This is a genomic window from Candidatus Berkelbacteria bacterium, from assembly GCA_016187225.1.
Classification (GTDB): domain Bacteria; phylum Patescibacteriota; class UBA1384; order JACPKC01; family JACPKC01; genus JACPKC01.
This window is the reverse complement of record JACPKC010000005.1, coordinates 1-16,955: the sequence shown is the minus strand read 5'-3', so window position 1 is coordinate 16,955 and position 16,955 is coordinate 1. Positions and strand designations below refer to the sequence as shown.

Below are 16,955 nucleotides of genomic sequence, written 5' to 3'. Positions count from 1 at the left end.
GTAAAGGGCGCGGGAAGGAATTGGTGCTCTGCTGGAAGAAGATGGACCCCGAACGTGCGCGGGGGGATCACGATGCTTGGCATAGGGAACAGAATGCGCTGCACTTGAAGTGGCACCAGGAGCACCGGAACATGACGGATGCGCAGGTGACGCTCGACCATCAAAAATTTCACCAGGACATGGTGAAGAGGCACAAGGAATTCCACCGGAACGCCCAAGGAAAAGTGGGGGGCGAGGAGAAGGAGGTTAGGGAAGTGACAGTCCCGCGCGACGTGAAGACGGCGCCGAACAAGGGGCTCTCGAAGAAGCGCCAGTTACGACAGGGGAAGTAGCAGGTCTCCTGCAGCCACATTTTGTGGTACACTATGGGTAGTTCTGTGGCAGCAACGGCTCCATCAATGATAGGCGCTACTCAGTACGTTCGATCAGAAAGCCACAGTAGTAGACGCTCCCGTAGCAGTACAACTTCGTTGACTGCACGGCAAGCGTGGCACTACATGGTGCGAAGTACGTCACTGCTCATAGTAAATATGGCGGTGCCGTGAAGTCTGCGAGCGTAGCGAGCTGTACTTCGCGGGGATGAAAGGCTTCGACAGCGTGATACTGGATGCGTGATGTCTCTGTCTGGGATGGCAACGGTTCCCATGCCCTGTAGTGTGCTTGCACTACTGCGGGGCGAACCCACGGTTGCAAACGACAACTGCCAAAAACAGTGTCATGGCGAAAGCCCTCGAGAAGATGGATGTCTTTAACCGGACTCCTGCTCTCGTGCCGGCATTCGCTTAAGTTCTCCCTTTCCGGAGAACACATCACTCCTCTGATCCTCGCTACGGGGATGTGATGCCATTCGCGAGGCGGATTCCCGCATGCCACCGTCGCTCTCGAGCGACGTGGCGCGATGCGACGGGAGTCGTCACCAAGCATCGACCCTCCCTGCCGTTCTTCGTCCGGTTCTTATGGCAGGGCGATGCGAAACGGACATGACAGTACGGATACCGCGTTCACACGTTGGACCCGGGTTCAATTCCCGGCATCTCCACCATCTCCATTCGATCAAGTTCAGGAACGCAAGAAAGCTCTACAGGAAGCGAAAAAGTAGCGGTGTAAAACCCTTTCTCACGGTCGTAGACGAGAAGTTCGTCGAAGACCATACGGAGGACGAGCCTCTTCTGAGCGAGATCGCCCGTCTTCCACATGAGGAAGGGGTCTTTGATGAACTCGATCACTTTGTCGAGTGCCGGTTCAAACTCGAAGTTGCGGGCCTCGGTCTTCTGGATGTTCTCCCCGAGGCGTACCTGCTCCATTTCCAGCTCCTCGATCCGTTCCTCGTATGTCCCACGGACGGTCTGGCTTTTTGCTGTCTTGATGAGGTCGCAGTACTCCCTGATGTCCTTCTTGACCGTTTCGAGACGCGCGTTGCGCTTCTGCCGGATCGCCTCCACATCGCCGATCTTCTTGTTCCACAATGCAAGCAGCTCGATGCGGATGATTTCGAGGATGTTCTTGCGCGGCTTGACCTGCGAAAGCAGGTGCTCGAATTCACCTTCAATCTTCTTCTTGGGGATGTTCTTGTTGTGCAGGGCGCACCCCTTCGTTTTGCAGCGATAGTACGGGTACTTCTGATTCCGTCCCTGTGTCCAACCTGCGGTCATCGGCTGCCGACAAGAACTACAAAGAACGAAGCCACGGAGCGGGAAATCCGCGTGAATGTCTTTCCGCTGTAGCGTTCGTTCGTTGTCTTTCAGCCGTTCTTGGATGTGCATAAAAGTCTCCATACTGATGAGCCCTTGGTGTTGCCCTTTACGGATGCTGACCTTCCATGGCTTGTACTCGACGCATCCTGCGTACAGGACCCGCGTGAGCAGGCGGGTGACCTGCTCCGCATAGACGATACCGCTCTTCCCCCGATGCGTGAATCCCTTTTCAGCGAGGAAGCGCCGCATCTCCTCGCGGGTCGGGAACCTGCCGCACGCGAAACCCTCCAGCGCTTCCCGAATAATGCTCGCCTTCGGTTCATCGATCGCGAGGAGCTTCCCGTGCTCGGGGTGCTTGATGTACCTGAATCCGGGTGGTTCATCGAAGCACCAGTAACCCTTCTCCAGTCGTGCCTTCATCTTTTGGATCACCTGTCGCTTGTTCTGATTGCGCTCCAACTCTGCGGCAGCCGCCATGATTGTCTCGTTGAACTTGTCCTCGGGGCTGTCGCCGAACTTGAAGTTCGGGCTTTCGAGAACGCCATTCCGCGCTTCCACGGCGGCGCGGAGCAAGAAGTGCACCTCCACATCCCGCGCCCATCGCTTGATGTCGTCCACAACAACAGCAATGGGCTCCTCCGGGGTCGAATGCTCCTCCAGAAATTGCAGCATCCCCTCCATGCCGGGGCGATCCACCCGTCCCCCGGTGATATCGTCCTTGAACACGCCTACCACCTTGTAGCGTTGCCCCTCGGCATACTGCCGACCACGATGCTCCTGCGATTCGAGTCCATGCCCGTCCTTTTTCTGCTGCTGTGAGGATACGCGGCAGTAGAGGACAGCCTTTGTTCGCGTTGGAGTATTCATACTTTGTTGTGGACAATAAAGTTCTCAAAATCATCTTTCCGTACGCGGTAATGACGACCAAATTTATAGGAAGGCAGTCTCTTTTTTACGACATAGCGGTAGACTGTCATGCGGTTAAAGCCGAGCTTGTCAGCCACTTCTTGGAGTGTGAAGAACTCTCGTTGGGGAGTCACGGGCATAGTCATGTGATAGGGGAGATCATCGAATCGGGTATCGGAGAGAGGTAGATAATGCATCATAAAGTAATATGAAGTAAATTGAAATAATTACAAAATGTGCTCATCCCGAAAATAATCATCGAGGAAGCGATCGAGGAAAGTGCGAAGTCCAGCGAGGAACTCCTTAATTTCCTCATCGCTTGCGTCCTTCCAATCGAGGAGGCGGCGACATTCTTCAACCGAGAGAGGAATGGCCTGTGGGTCGATGGGAGGAGTAGACAAGGCAAGTGCATACGAAAAAATTACGGAACGAACCCACCATCGCTGTTTAGCGTCACATCCAGCGCCGCAGAGGGCGGTGCGGGCCTCCCCAGACGCACTGCCTGTATTCTCTGGAGCTCATGGAGTGTCTGCAGAAAAGTTTTTTGCAGGTGTGCATCGTAGCGTTGGAGTCTTTCGAGATCGGAAAGTGGTGGAAGCATCTTCGACTGTAAATCTGCCTTCTGTACGTGTTCCTCGTCTAACTCCAAGACCTCCGCCACACTGCGGAAAAGTCCGTAGAGATCCTTCGCACACTCCAATGCATATTCGTTGAACTTCTTCTCATCATCTGCACTCAGGGGTTTATTCCCACCCTTGTTCAGGACAATGTAATTGAAATTACTGAAACTCTCCGCCTTGTGAAAACCAGACCGTCCGCCAAGCTCCCAATCCACTGCGTAAGCCATTCCTTCCGGGAGCGGTAGACCGCGCTCTTGTACTGTTTTAGCAATGACTCCCCAGTGATCTGCCAGAAGGGAGCACCCATGGCTCGTACGCATACGGCGGAAGAAGCCGTTTTCGACATCTTTTCTGGCATTCCCGTGTTCTTCTATCTTCTCCAGGGCCTGTTGCATGGAGTGAGGGTCCACCTGTTTCCGGATGAAGCCGGTCTCCGCAATGTGGAGACGCCGCAAGCGCCAGAAGGTTGCAAAGAGACGGTCCACGAGGAGGGTCTCCAGAATCCCCTCCGGCTGCATTTCCTCGAAGAAGAGTTCTAGGAATGCAGCAAACCCCTTGGAGTCCGTGGGGTCTGCGCTGGTCGGGATGAACAGGTGACTCGTCAAAATGCCATGTTGGAGAGCGTTCATCTTCGAGACTTCCTTGCCCTCAGGGGTCTTTGGACCCGTGCTCTTCTGGGCATTCTCACGGTTGGTGATGATCTTCTTGGGGGAGGTCATAGGATGGTAGGGAAGTGTTCTGCTGTTACCGATTGGTAAAAATGGCTTCCTTTTGCGGAGGAACCGGTAACAGATAATCTGTCTGCACTGTTACCGTTTTTGTCGCATGTTGATGCGGAAACTGTGGATCGGTAACAGGGGAACTCTCCTGGGGAGGAGGGGAGGTCAATCCGAAGCGTTTGCATGCATCCGAGAGAGCTGCCTGTTTCAGGAGGTACCCACGTGCCTTCTTCCCATCGACACTCCGGAGCTGTCCAGGTCCGTCCCAGAGGCCGAGCCTTTTCAGTTTCTCATTCAGCCATTTACCGCGTCGAGACTTATTCTTCTCATCACCCAGCCATGAAAAGTCATCTTCCATTTTCAGCGCATCGAAGAGCTCTTCCGTCGCTAACCACTTCTCCGGGAATGAACCTATGAGATCTTGAATGCAACTGAGGATGCGAGGTGCATCCGTGTCTGTTTCGGATTCTTTCCGCTTGGCCTGTCGTTCAAGGGCAAAGGACAAGATCTCGCCGAAGAGCTTCAGACTGGGGTCTACGACCCGCGCAACGACGAGGAGTGGACGCCAGAGTTCGGCCTCTCGGGAATACAGTTCCTGTAGGTCAAATTCTTGCATAGCCGTATGAATAAGGGGGAACGACATGAGCGCTGCCGGGTAGATGATCGCGCGCAGATCAGACCAATCATTGGAGGAAGGGTCTACTTCGCTGTTGGCGAGAGACTTGTTGGTTGTTTTCTGCATGACGATCTCGATGCACCGGGAGGAGAGGGCATCCTCGAGACCCGCGATGCCGGAAAGGATTTTCGGAGAGTAGGGGTCAAGCCGGATGACCCGGTGGTTGCCCGTGGTAGGGTCCGCCTCACACTTCGTCACCCAAATACCCACTTTGTAGCCGCTGCGGAGCACGTCTTGGATGTCCTTACTGTTCTGGTCCTTCCCATTCCAGAGGTTCTCGGCTTCATCAACCCCGAGCATCGCCCCATTGGCATCGACGAGTCGCACGATCGACGCAGATGACGAAGAACTCGTGACATGTTCTCCATTGAAGGAAAGGAGCACAGCTATCTGAACGGTCTTTGATTTTCCACTTTCCTTGAGGCCGGTCACGTGAAGGTATGGGTAGGCTGGGAAGAGGCGGTAGAAGTACGTACCGAGGGTCCAGAGCGAAAGTACCGCGTAGAAACGCTGCTCTGGGATGTCGATGAACTTGCGGTAGGTATCCTCCACATAGTGGAATGCGTCGCTAAGAGTCAGAACTTCTCCCTCATTTTGTAGGAACTGAAAGAGTTGTTTCTGCTCCCATCGCACAGACTTCTCATCGGGCATAGGGAGACGAATCGGAAGAAACTTGCGCCTGGTCAATTCTTCTCCCGTGCATGGGAACATTTCACGGAAAGATGTCACCATGACGGAGGTGGGTGTCCCCTTTTTCAAGAGGGTGAGGGCGTAGTAGCCCACTCCACCATGCAATGCCTGAGTGGGGAGGATCGGCACGTACCCTTCATCACCGAATTGATCCATGAGGAATGCCGTGGGACTTGGTGGAGTGTAGGGCTGAGCAAGAGCAAGAAGAGCAGCCTTCCGATCTTGTGCGGTACTCGAGAGGAAGAAATCTGTGAGATCCTTCTTCCCAGGACCCATCTCTGGTAGATCGATTTTCCAGAGATGAAGATCCGGTCGTGCTTGGGAAAATCGGAACAGGTGTGTGTTCATACTTTCTTTTCCCGCTTTGTCGGAGTCAAAACAGAAAATCAGGCGACGATCCTGTGGAATCTGCGTGATCCATTCGTCCAGGAATGTCCCCGCTCCCGTGGAACTCGAAATGGCCAGAAGTCCGGCGGAAATGGCAGCATAGGCATCCAGAATACCTTCGACGAGGACGATGTCTGTGGTTGGTTCCTTTGCGAGACGATCAGCATTCACGAGGCATGCCTTCCCACCCTTGGGGACTTTGTAGCGGATCTGCGATGCCGGTGCTCCCGGAGGTTTGCGCAGGACCATTTCTCGGTATTTCCCGGAAGAGTCGCGCTGTGGAAGAGTAATCCATTTCTGGTTATTGTATGAGCAAAAGCCGATCATGCGGTTCTCAATGATCTCGTCGCTAATGCCACGGTTGTGGAGGTATTCACGGATCTCCGATGGAAGATCGCGATGAAATGTCTCATGTTGTGCCACAAGGTCCGAAAGTGCTGTGCTCATGGGAAATGAAGGGAAAGGAATCCCACTGCCTCCCGAAATGGGCAGTCCTGTATATGCATGACGAGATCGATAGGGGAACCACCAGAGGTTCCCCCAATCTCCATGCCAGAAAAACGTTTGAACGTGTTTGTTTTCTCAAAGATCCGGAGCGAGGTGGGTTCCCTTGGGTGATCGGGGTCCCGGAGAGCCCATACCCCCGTTCCGCAACGCACGAGGTCCATCCCCAGGTGCTGTGCCACCTGGAGAATGGGGACCTGCCGCAGACGACAGAAGTCGTTCCTCATGTTGGGAGTAGGGAACAGTTGTGTGCTCGTTGTTCAGCGTTCGTAGCGTAGTCAACGATGTTTGCGTACATCCGCCCCTCGTGTGCGCGATGCTTCACAAAAATGTTGCATTTCATGTGGAGAAACTGGTCATACTTGAACCGACGTTTCGGTCCTTCCGCTGTTGCCACTAAAGAGAAAACAGGGAGCTGTCCCGTGAGGGACAGGCACAACTGGTACAGACTGGCCTTTTCTCCGAAGAAAAAGCGGAAAGGCTTGCTGTACAAGTGAAATTTTTTCGTTTCTCCTTGAGCATCTTCATACGTTTCGTCAAGCTCAAAAAGGAGCTTGAGCACTTGGCTCCCAGGCTTTGCCTGCTTGTACGGATCGTCCACTTTACGTACTTCAATGCATGTTGCTGGGTACGATCCCTGGTCAATCAGGGGATACTCTTTAAGGTCGGCGTCGACGTAGCCATCGTCGGACACTTCTTCGACGATCTTGGTGAATTCATCCATAAATTTGGGAGGTAAAGGAGTTAAAAATATGATGGCTTCGGGGCTTGTTGCCTTGCCCTTCTGCAGAATGTGCTGTAGCCTTTTCCATACGAGATTCGGGGAAGAACGGTACGTTTGTCTTGATGTCGTGCCGGTCTTTACCTGTGCCTACGGGGGCTTTTCCTCGGGAGGGAATCGACGGGCAATATGGGCCAAGTATTGAAACTGATGTGGAATGGTCTTCATACGGACTGGTAGTCATGGAGAATGTGTTTGGCTCTCTTGAACGAAAGCAGAAGAGACTGTGCTGGGCAGCGAAGCTCGTTACTCCAGTACGTTCGTATCACCTCTCGAAGTTCTGGCGTGTTCTCAAAAATGAACTCGACACGGGATTTCGAGCGATCTACACCGAGTAGTTTTCCGTCTTCATACAAGATCGCTGCTGCCAAGCCGATGTCTGAAACATGGAGTAACGCCATACGCATCCGAGAAATTTAAAAAGGCGAGGCGATAAACCTGTTCACTGCATGTTTTCGTCAATGGGAGAGATTGGTTTGCTCTCTCTCAAGAGAGAATGCAGGTAAGCGTTTTCTTCTTCTGTTTGAGCAGGAATGCGATTGTGACAGCAGAAAAGTCCTCTTAATTAAGTGATGGGTTTGTTCCCTAATATACAAAGTCACCAGGTAGTAGTGAGTCACTAGTGACTACATTGGTGACTGTTCTTTCTTCTTTTTACGCCAAACACAATCGAACCGTTGATTGATCGCCCAAATGTCTTTACTGATGTGCTCAATAATGGGGGGCAATCCGCGAGTGGTACTGGCAACGTTGATATTGCGTATGTGTGTGTTGATGGAACGGTTAGTACTGGTTTCTTCCGTCTTCCTATTACGCAGTGCTGGAGCCAACAAAGAAACCTTTTGGCCACGATCGAGACCCTTTCTTGTACAGAGATCGTAAAGATGTAGCACGATTCGCACTTGTAATGGTGAAAGTCTTGCAAGGAACCAACCATTCCCAACATCGTAATGAAAGCCAACAGGCTTACCTTTATGACGCAGGGAGATATTTGTGTCGAGGGGGATGCATTCGCCATCTGGATTCATCCGTTCATCTTCGGTCGAGAGTATTGGCTTCCTGTCCTCAGACTTTGTCGTAGATACATCGGAACGTATTACATCACTTTCCTTTTCCGCAAAAAAATCCTCAATATACTTCTTTAATAAAGGCAGAATGTAGAACCGAATACCCATATACCGCTGGCCATACATATTCGTCTTTTCACTAAATAGCTTGTTATTTTTTGAATAACCCGGACAAATATAGGAAGAGTCGAAAACTGCAACTGTATGGGATTCGATCTCATTAGTGAGACCTATCTGACTTCTTATTCTTGTAATAAATTCCTGAAAACGTGCCTGATAGATATAGTGCTCCTCCGGAGGAGCGTCGTACCTGGGAAATTTTTCTGTGAACTCGGTAATCTTTTTCAAGATGCCTTCCTTCGTAAGGGGTTTTTCATTTTTCCTTCGTCGCCATTCAAAAATTTTGTCTAAGAAGGTGGCAAGACTGCTGTAAGTGGTGCTGTACTCCGATTCTAGTTTTTTCAGTTCCGCCCCGATCTCCTCCTGTCGAGATCCAGCGCTCCACGCGGAAATTATTCTCTCGCTGCTCTTCTTCTCTAGATTATCTCGCTCTTCTTTCAAACAAATAGCTGCCATTGTAATAGCCCTCAATTTTTGCGAATGCTGTCCTGCCCTCTCAGAGAACGGACAGCCTGTACTTCCAAGAATATACACGTCCACTGCATCCAAATCCGCAATGATTGTTTGATGTGGTATCAGTCTTTCTAAGAGGAGCGGCGGTTCATTCTCATCAAGGGCAATAACGATACCAAACTGATTAACCATGCTCATACTGCCCTCATCCTAGTGTAGTGCCTCCAAAATAACTATACAATCAACTTGGCTTACTGAAGCGTGTTTTCATTGTAAAGATTGGCGAGGCAAATCGGAGGCACTACACTAGCCAAACCTAGTCACAAACAGAAGCTCTGCTACTATTTCGGCGTCCCAGAGTTATATGCCTCCCCTTAGTGGGGAGCGCCCTCAAACAACGCAGAAAGAGGCATCCGTGCCTCGGTCAGAGCGTTGTGATGAGGGCAACCTCGATCAGCTAACTCTGGGACAGCCGAGCCGGATGTCTCTTCTTGGATGCCTTGCTCTACTTACCAGGTCAGATGACCATTTCCTTATTAGAAAATCATGCCACAAGTTAAAATATCCATTCCAGAACAATTGGGGGCCATTCTAAAAAGATGGCAGGAAAGACTTATTGACGTCTCAAAATCTAATCCGCTTCTAGGATTGAATCGATCGCGAGCTGCAAAGCTTGAAGTTGAATCTGCGGATTTAAATCAGATAGCAAATGTTTTACTATCAGATAATGGGTCTATAAAGCTTCCTTTTGTCCAGAAAAAATCGAAAAAATCTCTTCAGTTACAGTTAGATGAAGATCCCCGTGTTGATAATGAAGAATACGTATTCCATGAAGGTGACATAAATTTCATATGCCAAAACCTTGGAGACTTAAGACGTAAGACTAGGAAAATTTTTGATAACTCCCGTCTTACCCTAACCGAACGTGGCGTAAATACTTTGTATTTAGCAATGGGTTGTCTTGAATGGTCAGATGCTATGATGGGAAAATCCGAAAGCCCGTTAATAATGATTCCGTGCGAATTTGAATATAATGGCGCAAGTAAGGCGCTTGATTTGATTATGGCAGACGAAGATGTGATCTTGAATCCAGCAATCAGATACTATTTAAAAGAACGGGAGGAGATCGATCTGCCTGGAATCCCAGAGGAATTTGATTTCGATGAAATAGATTCTTTCCTTCAATCAATAGAAAAACAGGTGAAGGCAAATGGCTGGAAGGTAACCAAACGCGCCTGGCTCGGTATTTTTAGCTTTGAATCTCTCGCAATCTATCAAGATTTAAAGATACTTGATGCACAAGCGAGGAACAGCACTTTGGTGCAAGCCATTGCTCATTTAGGTGGAGAGGTAGTTGAAAGCGTAAATCTCGATGATGAGTTAGATGATATGCAGACTCCGGATCAAATCCCAATCCCTGTCGTACAAGCGGATTCGAGTCAGTTGAGAGCAATTACTTTGGCCGCCAAAGGAGTGAATGTTGTGATTCATGGCCCACCAGGCACAGGTAAAAGCCAGACTATAACAGGCATTATCGCCAATGCGCTCGCCCAAAAAAAGAAGGTTCTATTCGTAAGCTCCAAAATGGCCGCATTGAATGTTGTGCATTCGCGTCTGCAATCTATTGGTTTGGGTCAATATTGCCTGGAAGCACATGGCGTTAAATCAGGAAAAAAGAAGGTAATTGATGAACTAAAGCGATCACTTGAGTCAAATGATGATATAAAGATTGCAAAAAACTTTAACGAGGATCTTACAAAGATGGTCGAAAGTAGACGATCCCTGAATGATTACGTCAGAGCTCTACATGACACGAAAAACGAACTATCGATAAGTGTATTTAATGCCTATGGCAGATTTGAAACTCTCAATAGTATTTCTCTGACCAAGGCGCCCCTGCCCTGGACTAATGTCCTACAAGTATCATTAAAGGATTTAGATCATGCGGAAGATCTTCTTCGAGAAGTTCGTGATAATGCAGCTCTTTTTAGCAAAAGAGATTCCCATCCACTTAGAGGGATGAAATCAGGTGGCATTGATGTGTCAACACAGGAACTCCTTGAGCAGCATTTACAGAGATTGGTCTCTTTTTGTGAAGCTACAATGAGCGAGACACGGAAATTCTCCAATTTGTTCAAAGTAATCGATTTATCAATTTTCGATCTCTTTGCTTCAATAGAGGTTTTTGAAGCGCTTTCCAAAATCGATCAATTGCCACCTAATTGGGACAAAAAGAGCCTCAAAGAACTTGATGATAAGCTTAAGGAAATCATTGAATGTGAGAATATCTTTCAGAAGAAAGAATTGTGTCTTAGAAAATTTCAATCCTTTTCTTCTGGAACTCCACAGGAAGTATTAGGAGTTCTTAAAAAGCACTTTCAGAAATATCCAAGTTGGTATTCGCGCATCAACCTGCGTTATCTAGAGGACAAAAGGGGATGTAAAACTGTCTTGGACAAAATTGGCAAACTCAATTCCTCTTTACTAAATGAGGCAAAAGATTGTTCCCAAGAATTCTTGTCTTCTGAGGATGAATTTACTAAGAAGGTTGGGGAATTGTCTTTGGATGAATTGGATGTAAGTGAAAACATTTTTGAGAAGCTCGTGTACATCCAACGAAAATATGAAACTGCCATTTCCTTCAAAAAATGGCTGGATTTAGCAAAAGTGTCTTTAGTCGAACGCCCTATATTCATCGCAGAGACGTCAAATAACTTTTCAGCTCTAGTAGATATTTTGAAAGCTTCAAAGCAGGACATTATTGATGTTCAGCAGCAGTTGATGGTTTATTGGCCCAATGGTCTTCTCGCAAAGACGAGGGTAGATACTGATCAGCTTACTAATGTAGAGCATTCGGCCAAACAGGTCCTTGCCGGTTTTAGCCAGTCTGAGGCTCGTAATTGGCAGACAATCTCTCGAATTATCGATCGTTGTAAAAATGGTGCCATTCTCTCTTTCGTGGAAAAATTAGATAAGGAACAGCTTCTGAATGCCCCTGAAATATTCAGAAAAAGATTCTATTCTCTTTGGATAGGTGCAATGCTCCATTCGAATCCAATTCTGAATGAATTTTCAGGAAGTTCTCAAATTGATTTGATTCATAAATACAAATTGCTGGATGAAAGAGTCATGCGGCTCAATCTATTGAATACCATCGCAGTACCGGCTCAAAATGCCAGAGAGGTGAAAGGGGCTCACACTGGAGTGGGTAATTCTAGTGGTGTTGGAATCTTGAGAAAAGAGATGGAAAAGAAGAAACGACTCAAGCCACTACGAGTGCTTTTCAATGAAATCCCACAGGTTTTGCAAGCTCTTAAGCCATGTTTTCTAATGAGTCCTCTCTCGGTATCCACCTTTTTAAAGCCTGGCTCATTTCATTTTGATCTCGTAATTTTCGACGAAGCCTCTCAGTTGCCAACACCTGAAACAATACCTTCCATTTTAAGAGCGAAACAAGTAGTAGTGGCTGGCGATTCTAATCAGTTGCCTCCAAGTTCGTTCTTTAGAACCAATCTCGAAGACGACTCGAATGAATGGGAGGAAGGACAGATAGAAGAACTTGAGTCGTTACTTGATGATTGCAAGGCGTCAGTTCCCTTCTTCCAAGAGACTGATTTAAAATGGCACTATCGAAGTCGGGACGAAAGATTGATCAATTTCTCCAATCATTACTACTACGAGAATCATTTGATCACATTTCCATCGCCGAGCATTGATCTCAAAAAAAGTGGGGTAGTTTTGGAATATGTTCCGGATGGAGTATGGGACAGAGGGGGCAGCAGAATAAATAGAAAAGAGGCCCGACACGTGGCTAAACTGATCATAGAACAACTAAAATCTGAACCAGAAAAGACACTTGGGGTTGTGTCTTTCAATGCATCACAGAAGGAAGCGATTGAAGATGCCCTTGAGGAAGAATTACAAACACATAAAGATCTCACAGCACTAATGGACCCTGAAAGGGCAGAAGCATTTTTTGTTAAATCCCTGGAGAACGTACAAGGAGATGAACGTGATGTAATCATCATCAGCGTAGGTTATGGAAAGGCACAAGATGGAAAGATGTCACTGAATTTTGGTCCATTAAATACAACAGGAGGTTGGCGAAGATTAAACGTGCTTGTAACAAGAGCTAAATGGAAAACGATTTTGGTCACGTCAGTAAGATCATCCGAGTTGGTAGGCATTAATCCGGAGAGCAAGGGACCCGTTGGACTTAAGAATTACATACAATACGCCGAGACCGGCTTCTTGAATGAAAGAAAAGAGCCCATAAAGCTACTAGCAGAAGAGACAAATGATTTTGAGGATTCTGTTCGTCGAGAATTGGAACTGAGAGGGTTTAAAGTAGATCCTCAGGTGGGAGTGGGTTCATTCAGAATCGATCTTGCTGTAAGAGATCCGAACAATTCTACGGGTTATGCTATTGGAATAGAATGTGACGGAGCTTCGTATCACAGCTCTCGGTATGCAAGAGATAGAGATATTTTGAGGCAAGAAATTCTGCAGGGCATGGGATGGAAATTACATCGGATTTGGTCGACAGAATGGTTTAAAAACCGAGAAATGGCTGTCAGTATTCTTGTTGAAAATGTGAGCCGCGCAATAAATGGCCAAACAATAGCCAAAAAAACAACAGAGAGTGCAGCAATAGATTTGGGGGAAGAGACTCTTTTGAAGACTGTCCCTCCAAAAAAGTCTCATTGTGGAATCGAATATATAAAGTCAAAAACCAGATGCAAGAGAGAGGTGGTAATGGATTCCAAAAGAGTGCATCAATTTTCAGATATTGTTGTAAGTATCGTTAAAGATGAAGGGCCTATTCATATCGATTTGGCTTTGGAAAGAGTAAAGGAGTTGGCTGGAGTAGCGCGTGCTGGATCAAATATTCAGACTAACTTCGAATTGGCCATTAGGTTGGCCATAAAAGATGGGGAGATTGAAAAGATTAAAGAAGATAAAGGTTTTCTTCATAATGTGGGAAGAAAGTTTTCGACCTTCAGAACTCCTGCAGATGGGGTAGAGCGACGCCTTGATCAAATCAGCAAAATTGAGATTAGTAACGCTGTTATTTTTTTGATTAAAGATCAATTTGGTCTGGCTTATGACAATGCAGTTCAAAGTATTAAGCATTTATTTGGAATTAGCCGAGTAGATCCCGAAGAAGGCGACCGCGTAAAAGATTTGATGGATGAAATGATTGCATCTGGCTTAATTGTTAGACACGGTCCTTTATTACATCTCGCGGAGATTTAGCACTATTCTGCTGCCAATGTCTTCTCGTACTCGTAACCTCTTCGACCCCCATTCCAAAGAGCCCTACAAGCTCAGTAGAACACGTCTGGAGCGTTTGCTGGAGTGCCCACGGTGTTTCTACCTCGATCGTCGTCTGGGCGTCGATCGTGTCTCGGGTCCTGCTTTCACCCTCAATACTGCAACGGACACGCTTCTCAAGAAGGAGTTTGATGTGTGTAGGGCCGCAGGCAAGCCGCATCCACTCATGAAGAGGTACAAAGTGAACGCTGTCCCCTTCCGGCATCCTAATATCGACATATGGCGGGAGAACTTCAAAGGCGTGCAGTATTTGCACAAACCTACCAATCTTCTTGTTACGGGAGCGGTGGATGACATCTGGATGAATCCCAAGAAAGAATTGATCGTTGTAGACTACAAATCCACCAGCACCACCAAGGAAATAGACCTCAATGACGGGACACCGTGGAAAGAGGGGTACAAGCGGCAGATGGAGATTTACCAGTGGCTCCTACGACAGAATGGGTTCAAGGTGAATAACACGGGATACTTCGTGTACGTGAATGCAGATACCGGCAAAGATGTCTTCGATGGCAAGCTCGTCTTCGATGAGCAGCTCATTGCGTACAGAGGCGATGATAGTTGGGTAGAGCAGGCAGTCATCGATGCTCATACATGCCTCTGTAAGAAGAAAGCTCCGAAGTCCTCTGAGGGTTGCGATTGGTGTGCCTATCGTGCCGATGCTTCAAAAGCTCTCGGCGCTTGATATTGCCAAGGATACGGAAGAATGCACATAATCTTCGAGTTGAGTTGGGGTGAATTTCTTCATTGGAAAGCATTTCATTTTCTGTGTTGCCATAGGTATAAGGGGAAGGATGCAATTACGCGGCGACCCTATCAAAGAATTCCAGAAACTCTGGAAGAAAGAGATGGGGGAGGATTTACCCGAAGATGAAGCACGGGAATACGCAACGAGACTTGTTCGCCTTGTCGCATCCGTGTGTGACGCAGATACCCCTTATATTTGAACCAACATTCCTCTAGTTCTCTCTTTCCCCTCCATAAATGGACCTCAAATCGACCTATAACAAAATTGCGAGAGACTGGATGGAGGACCATCGCGGGGATACCTGGTGGATGGATGGAACCGATGCATATCTATCGTTTTTGGAACCCGGGGCATCCATATTGGACGTTGGATGCGGTTCTGGTGAGAAAGCGAAATATTTGGTGCAAAAAGGTTTCCGTGTGACAGGCATAGATTTCTCTGAGGCAATGATCGCATTGGCAAGAGAACAGGTGCCGACCGGTACATTTTTCGTGAAAGATATCAAAGAGCCCTTAGGATTAGAGAATGTGTTCGATGGCATTTTTGCTCAGGCAGTCTTGCTGCATTTTCCAAAGAAGGAAATCGCGAATGTTTTGAAGCATATCACTGCGTCACTCAAATCTGGCGGCTACGTGTATATAGCAGTTAAAGAGTTGGGGCCTGATCATCAGGAGGAGAAGATTGTGAAAGAAGACGATTATGGGTATGCATATGAACGGTTTTTTAGCTATTTCACATTCGATGAGCTGAAAAAATATATGACCGACATGGGTATGAAGCTTGTGTACGAGAAGAGAGCTTCGTCCGGGGAGACTCATTGGATTCAAGTAGTAGCTAACAAACCTTGGAATGCGTAGCAAGGAGGGTGATCTGCTCCGCCCACCCCAGAATCAGCTGCTCCAGGCGGTGTAAACTTTTTCCCAGCATGTCCACCATTCGATTCGGCCCTTTGGCCTTGCCCATCGTAAACCATTGGCTTATGAGCCAAAAAAGCATATTAGCATGTCTGTAATTTTTCTTGTGCAATACACATGTTGGGATGCAGTCGCCCGAAGATGTTACGATGGAGCCATGGAAAAAGCCTGGTACATCTCCCATATCGATATCTTCGGAGGTATCCCCGACATGGAGATCATGCGGATCGCCGAGAAGGTGCAGGATCATCGCTGTATCTCCCCCATGCATCTCTATAGTCCGCACGATGGACTGAGCCGTAATGTTTTCCTGCTCAAGGAAGGAGAAGTTGTTCTATATCACTCTCGCGATGGGAAACGAACCATTTTTGATGTGCTCGGACCTGGGAGCCTCTTTGGGAACTTCCTGCCGAATGCGGAGAGCGTGACGCACCATGCCGAAGCTCTGCAGGGAAGCCGCATATGTATCCTGACACCTGGAGATTTTCAGAAAGTTGTTGCGAAGCATCCGGAAGTTCTGACTCGATTGCTACAGAAACTCTCGTCGCGACTCCACGACTACGAGCAGAAGCTGAAACTACAGTCGGAAGAAGCGCAATCCTTTCGCGCTCCTTTCCAAAGATGCGCCACTTGCGCTTTCCCACGAAAAGATTGCGGAACTCACTGGTCTCAATCGTGTGACCGTGACGCGGATGTTAAAGCTGCTCCGGTTGCAGGGAGATGTCAATGTGGATGCACAGGGACGTATTGTTCTCCTGCACTGAACGGCTTGTAGCCTGGACTACTGATGTACGGGGGGATCCACGTATGCTTTCCCCACTTTCCCAATTATTCCCATGAAATATTCCTTCATTTCTTCCACGGTGGTTGGCGCCATCCTTCTCGCTGCCTGCGGTGGCCCGATATCTCAGAGACCATCTGCAAACCCATCTCCTGTTGCCCCAAAGGCACAGGTTGTGGAGAGTTTCTACCGTGCCGGTACCATCCAGACGTACTCTCCCGCTGCTTATGCGCAGGCGCTTACGGACGGGAAGGACGTCATCATCGACTTCCATGCCTCCTGGTGTGATATCTGCATCAAAAACGCTCCGGGAATCCGCGCAGCATTCGAGAGCACGAACAATACGAACGTCGTCGGCTTTATCGCCAACTACGATATAGAAACCGCGCTCGAGAACCAGTTCGGCGTCTCCTCGCAGTCAACACTCGTGAAGGTGCGCGGGAGTGATCCCCAAAGCGCCAAAAAAATTGGTACAATCGGACCAGGACCCATCACGCAGCAACAGATGGAGCTCTTCATTCAATCCTGATCATTCATGGTCGCTTCATTCCCGTTGGCTTT

14 protein-coding genes and 1 other RNA gene are annotated in these 16,955 nt (G+C 48.2%); 7 read left to right on the top strand and 8 right to left on the bottom strand.

Annotation, left to right across the window (positions count from 1 at the left end):
• Nucleotides 1-41: 41 nt before the first annotated feature.
• Entirely contained in the window at nucleotides 42-332 is a 291-nt protein-coding gene (locus HYW32_01190) for a hypothetical protein (protein MBI2589634.1), read from the top strand.
• 243 nt (nucleotides 333-575) lie between these two features.
• Nucleotides 576-1,042, top strand: a transfer-messenger RNA (tmRNA) gene (gene ssrA / locus HYW32_01185).
• Here the strand turns inward: ssrA and HYW32_01180 are convergent.
• The 7 genes from HYW32_01180 to HYW32_01150 all read right to left on the bottom strand — a co-directional run bounded on the left by HYW32_01180 (nucleotide 1,002) and on the right by HYW32_01150 (nucleotide 8,815).
• On the bottom strand, nucleotides 1,002-2,561 hold the full coding sequence (locus tag HYW32_01180; GenBank protein MBI2589633.1) for a recombinase family protein: 1,560 nt from the start codon (nucleotides 2,559-2,561) through the stop codon (nucleotides 1,002-1,004). The genes ssrA and HYW32_01180 overlap by 41 nt on opposite strands.
• Complete coding sequence (locus HYW32_01175) at nucleotides 2,558-2,800, bottom strand: helix-turn-helix domain-containing protein (GenBank protein ID MBI2589632.1); 243 nt, start codon at nucleotides 2,798-2,800, stop codon at nucleotides 2,558-2,560. Before HYW32_01175 ends, HYW32_01180 begins: the two co-directional genes overlap by 4 nt.
• Before the next feature lie 27 nt (nucleotides 2,801-2,827).
• Nucleotides 2,828-3,001 (bottom strand): hypothetical protein, encoded by a 174-nt coding sequence (locus HYW32_01170; GenBank protein ID MBI2589631.1) that lies wholly within the window; start codon nucleotides 2,999-3,001, stop codon nucleotides 2,828-2,830.
• 20 nt (nucleotides 3,002-3,021) lie between these two features.
• Nucleotides 3,022-3,939 carry a hypothetical protein gene (locus HYW32_01165; GenBank protein ID MBI2589630.1) on the bottom strand — a complete coding sequence of 306 codons (918 nt, stop codon included), beginning with the start codon at nucleotides 3,937-3,939 and terminating at the stop codon, nucleotides 3,022-3,024.
• A 25-nt stretch (nucleotides 3,940-3,964) separates the two neighbouring features.
• On the bottom strand, nucleotides 3,965-6,139 hold the full coding sequence (locus HYW32_01160) for a DUF3631 domain-containing protein (protein ID MBI2589629.1): 2,175 nt from the start codon (nucleotides 6,137-6,139) through the stop codon (nucleotides 3,965-3,967).
• 280 nt (nucleotides 6,140-6,419) lie between these two features.
• Nucleotides 6,420-6,920, bottom strand: coding sequence for a hypothetical protein (locus tag HYW32_01155; GenBank protein ID MBI2589628.1), 501 nt, complete (start codon nucleotides 6,918-6,920; stop codon nucleotides 6,420-6,422).
• A 683-nt stretch (nucleotides 6,921-7,603) separates the two neighbouring features.
• Nucleotides 7,604-8,815: a hypothetical protein gene (locus tag HYW32_01150; GenBank protein ID MBI2589627.1), complete on the bottom strand. Its 1,212-nt coding sequence runs from the start codon at nucleotides 8,813-8,815 to the stop codon at nucleotides 7,604-7,606.
• A gap of 348 nt (nucleotides 8,816-9,163) precedes the next feature.
• Here HYW32_01150 and HYW32_01145 point away from each other — a divergent pair, with 348 nt between their 5' ends.
• The 3 genes from HYW32_01145 (at nucleotide 9,164) to HYW32_01135 (ending at nucleotide 15,556) form a co-directional block, all read left to right on the top strand.
• Nucleotides 9,164-13,873 carry a DUF3320 domain-containing protein gene (locus HYW32_01145; protein ID MBI2589626.1) on the top strand — a complete coding sequence of 1,570 codons (4,710 nt, stop codon included), beginning with the start codon at nucleotides 9,164-9,166 and terminating at the stop codon, nucleotides 13,871-13,873.
• 16 nt (nucleotides 13,874-13,889) lie between these two features.
• Nucleotides 13,890-14,636 carry a PD-(D/E)XK nuclease family protein gene (locus HYW32_01140; protein MBI2589625.1) on the top strand — a complete coding sequence of 249 codons (747 nt, stop codon included), beginning with the start codon at nucleotides 13,890-13,892 and terminating at the stop codon, nucleotides 14,634-14,636.
• A gap of 299 nt (nucleotides 14,637-14,935) precedes the next feature.
• Nucleotides 14,936-15,556 carry a class I SAM-dependent methyltransferase gene (locus HYW32_01135; protein ID MBI2589624.1) on the top strand — a complete coding sequence of 207 codons (621 nt, stop codon included), beginning with the start codon at nucleotides 14,936-14,938 and terminating at the stop codon, nucleotides 15,554-15,556.
• Here HYW32_01135 and HYW32_01130 read toward each other — a convergent pair.
• Complete coding sequence (locus tag HYW32_01130) at nucleotides 15,534-15,863, bottom strand: hypothetical protein (protein MBI2589623.1); 330 nt, start codon at nucleotides 15,861-15,863, stop codon at nucleotides 15,534-15,536. The two genes, HYW32_01135 and HYW32_01130, sit on opposite strands and share 23 nt — an antisense overlap.
• A 400-nt stretch (nucleotides 15,864-16,263) precedes the next feature.
• Here HYW32_01130 and HYW32_01125 point away from each other — a divergent pair, with 400 nt between their 5' ends.
• Both HYW32_01125 and HYW32_01120 read left to right on the top strand, forming a co-directional pair.
• Entirely contained in the window at nucleotides 16,264-16,377 is a 114-nt protein-coding gene (locus tag HYW32_01125) for a hypothetical protein (protein MBI2589622.1), read from the top strand.
• Nucleotides 16,378-16,449: 72 nt separating this feature from the next.
• Nucleotides 16,450-16,923, top strand: coding sequence for a hypothetical protein (locus HYW32_01120; GenBank protein MBI2589621.1), 474 nt, complete (start codon nucleotides 16,450-16,452; stop codon nucleotides 16,921-16,923).
• Nucleotides 16,924-16,955: the final 32 nt, after the last annotated feature.